This is a genomic window from Novipirellula sp., from assembly GCF_041583735.1.
GTDB lineage: Bacteria > Planctomycetota > Planctomycetia > Pirellulales > Pirellulaceae > Novipirellula.
In genome coordinates this window covers 1-3,502 of record NZ_JBFHFD010000792.1, presented here as the reverse complement: position 1 = coordinate 3,502, position 3,502 = coordinate 1, and the positions used below count along the sequence as shown (strand labels likewise).

The 3,502-nt window shown below is 54.0% G+C and carries 2 protein-coding genes; both read right to left on the bottom strand.

The annotated features are described in order from the left end of the window. Positions 1 to 154: 154 nt before the first annotated feature. Positions 155 to 1,948: an alpha-L-fucosidase gene (locus ABX962_RS32815; protein ID WP_372725905.1), complete on the bottom strand. Its 1,794-nt coding sequence runs from the start codon at positions 1,946 to 1,948 to the stop codon at positions 155 to 157. Between the two features lie 329 nt (positions 1,949 to 2,277). Next, positions 2,278 to 3,502: sulfatase-like hydrolase/transferase (locus ABX962_RS32810; protein ID WP_372725904.1), on the bottom strand; the 1,225-nt coding region annotated here is incomplete at its 5' end.

Genomic DNA, 3,502 nt, shown 5'->3' with positions numbered 1-3,502 from the left:
GATCCCGCATTTTTTAGGCTGGCCATTGCTGCCGTCGGCAACGGCAATGACATCAGCCCCGCGATCTAATAGGCCCGCGATCTAATAGGCCCGCGACTCATCAGATCGGCGACTCATCCGATCGGCGGCGTGCGGTCCGCTCGAGCTTGGCTTGCTATTGGTGAATCGGAGTGAAGGTGATTGACTTCAAGCTTCCGGTTTTCACGTTGCCGTCCAGACACGAAGCCGAGACGGTGTAGCGGCCAGCCTTCGGAAAGTTCAGCCAACCGATCGGGAAACTTTGGTAGATGTGCGATGCATTTTGCTGGTTCTGGATCGACTGGCCGCCTTCGATCGTGACGCCCCAAACCAATCGTCCTTCGCCGGCATAGCTCAGTGCGACTTGATAGTCCCCTGGGACGACCACATCGATCTCCCAGCTTGCTTTGCCTGTGGCTTCCTCGTCGCCGGTTGGCCAATCGGTGACCTCGATCACATGTTTCCACTCGCCGAATTTTTCCATCCAGCGTTTGTAGTTCTGGGTGGCGCCAGATACCGAGGCAAATTCGGCTAGGATCTCCGTTGCGACTTCGGGATCGAGGCCCCAGGTTGGATCGGCCTCAGGCTCGCCCGCCAAATCCAGTTCGATCACCGAGACGAGATCCTCCGGAGCACATTGGGGGAGCGAAAAGCGAGTCCAGGTGCCGACCGATTCGAATTCAACCGGATTCGCATCATCGCCAGCGAGCAATTTGGCCGAGCGGATCTCGGTTTGTAACCCTGGCAAATACAGCTGGCCGCTCGCAGGCCACTTGAACACCGACAAAAACATTCGGTTGCCCTTCACGGTGACGTCGCCCCACGGCAGTGCATGTTGCCATGGCGAGGCTTCCGTCGCGTACACCACCTGAGGATGACGTTTGATCCAATCGCCGGAACTTCGCAGCGAGGCCGCTGCACGCTCAGGAACCGAGCCGTCGCCGCGTGGGCCGATGTTCAACATGTACGTTCCACCGCGAGCCACACATGCGATCAGCCGATGCAGGATTTCTTCGGGCGTTTTCCAGTTCTCGTCGTACCAAGCATAGCCCCACGAATCATTGGTCGTGTCGACGGCTTCCCAAAGCCCTTCGACGTTGCGGTGAGGCACTTCCATGTCACCCAAGGATTGGTAATCCCCTAGGTTGTGCCCGGCACGCCCAGAGACCAACGCCTTGGGTTGATTTTCTCGTACAACATCGACCAATTCCTGGACGTATTTCTTGGGCATGTTGCCGGGGGTATCGAACCAGACCAATACGATCGGGCCGTACTCGCTGGTGATCTCTTTAACTTGCGGCAAACATTTCTTTTGAAAGTAATCGTCAAAGGTGGCTGGGGTTCCCTGTGAATCTTGCTTAGGACCATTGCCGCCGCCGGGGAACGTCCAATCTTGGTTGTGCGAGTAATAAAAACCAAACCCCAGCCCCTGTTTTTGGCATGCTTCGGCCAACTCTTTCATCGGGTCCAATTTGATCGGCGATGCATCGCCGATGTTGAACTTGTTGGCTTTGGAATGATACATCGCAAAGCCATCATGATGCTTCGCAGTGATGATGATGTACTTCATTCCTGCGTCCTTGGCGAGCTGAGCGATTGCCATCGCGTCGAACTTGACCGGGTTGAATGTTTTTGCCAATTCGCGGTATCGCGGGATCGGAATTCCCGCCATACGTGGATTCATGATCCATTCGCCGATACCGTAATAGGTTTTGCCATCGACCTTGTTGGCCAATTGAGAGTAGATCCCCCAGTGGATGAACATCGCGTAATTGCCATCGGCAAAAAGTTGTCCTCGCTCTGCGTCATCGGCGCGAAGTTTGACGATCGACTCGCCCCACATCTTGTCCATCTCTTGTGATTTCGCAGGCGAAGTATGCATCAGTGTGAATACCGTCAACAGACAGCAAATCGTGTTCTTTAAGGTCATTCAATCAGCTCTTGGGGAGGCGTTTGGTGTCGATTCGAACTGCTACGTCTGCGTCAACTGTACCGCTATTTGTGGAGTCTCTCGCAGCCGTAACTCGAAAAAGGTTACCTGCTGACGCCACCGTTTCGTATCGTGTATTCACAGGATACGGCCTCTGGGAAGCAAAGCCGGGCTCAAACGCCATTGCCGATTTGGTGTTCGACGATCCCGCCAATCGCGGCTTGATGCTAAACGATTGTCGACGTCGCGTCCCCCATCGCTAGCGATGCCAGCGTCGCAATCGAACAAAACGAACGACGGGAATTGATCATGCGAAAAACCGTGCGTTTCTACTTGCGAAATTGATCGTATTCCGGGTTGACGTCAGCGTTCTTGAATACGGGTTTGTCCTTCCACAATTCGTAAGTCGCCTTTAATTGGATCACCGATTCAGGATATTGGCCTTGATCGTTGGTCTCTTCGATCCACTTGTCCAGAACATCACGGTGTTCGCGAAGGGCTTCGGCGTTCTGAGGATCGCCCGCTAGATTATTGATCTGATGCGGATCGTTGGCCATGTCGTACAATTCCTCCGATGGGCGGACGCCAAACCAATGTTGTTCTTGATAGTCATTTAGTTGGCCTGCTTGATGCAGACGTTTCAGATCAAGAACGTCTTTCTTTTGATCGCGATATTGCGCCTGCAACATCGGCCGTTCGGGATAGAAATTGCGAATGTAACGCAGTTGATCCGAGCGGACTGTGCGAATGCGGTCGATCGTGTAATCGCAGCGATCACGAGCCGAAATCACATATTCGACCGGTTCGTATTCGCTGCTAAACAGATCTTGGCCGTCAAGATAATCGGGCAGCGAAACACCCGCCAACGCCAACGTGGTCGCCGGAATATCGAGTGCCGTGATGATTTCGTTGCGGACCGTACCCGCTTTCATCGCCGGATGCTTGCCCTTGATCACAAGCGGAACATGGACGCCGCCTTCATAGCAGAATTGCTTGTGACGAAGGGAATGGTTGCTGCCGTGATCGGAAAAGAAGAACACAATCGTGTTTTCCATTTCACCATCGGCTTGCAATTGATCAAGGATCGCTTCGACCCGAGCGTCCGCACCGCGAGCGGCGTTGTAGTGCATCGTCCACGACTTGCGAAGCGCCGGGGTGTCTGGGAAATACGGTGTCAGCGGAACATCATCGTCCGCCAACACCTCTCCTTTGCGAGTGTATTTCGTGTTCGCTTTCCCGCCCTTGATTTCGATTTGACCGAACCACGGTTGGGATTTGTCTTGGCGAGCGTTCCATGTGTCTTCGGTGATCGACATTGTATGGCGGGCTGTGTTTCCCTGCCATCCGTTCATGCCGGCTTTGTAATCGTCTTTGCTGCCGGCGCTGTACAAGGCTCGACGATCGTAGTGGAAATTGTAGTCGTCTTTACCGCTGTTGAATGTAAAGTAGCCCGCTGCACGCATCAATTCCGGGATCGTCTTCATTCCTTCAGGAAGATGAATCTGAGTATCCGGCGGAACGATTTGTCCATCGGTGGTACGTCCGGACCGGTGT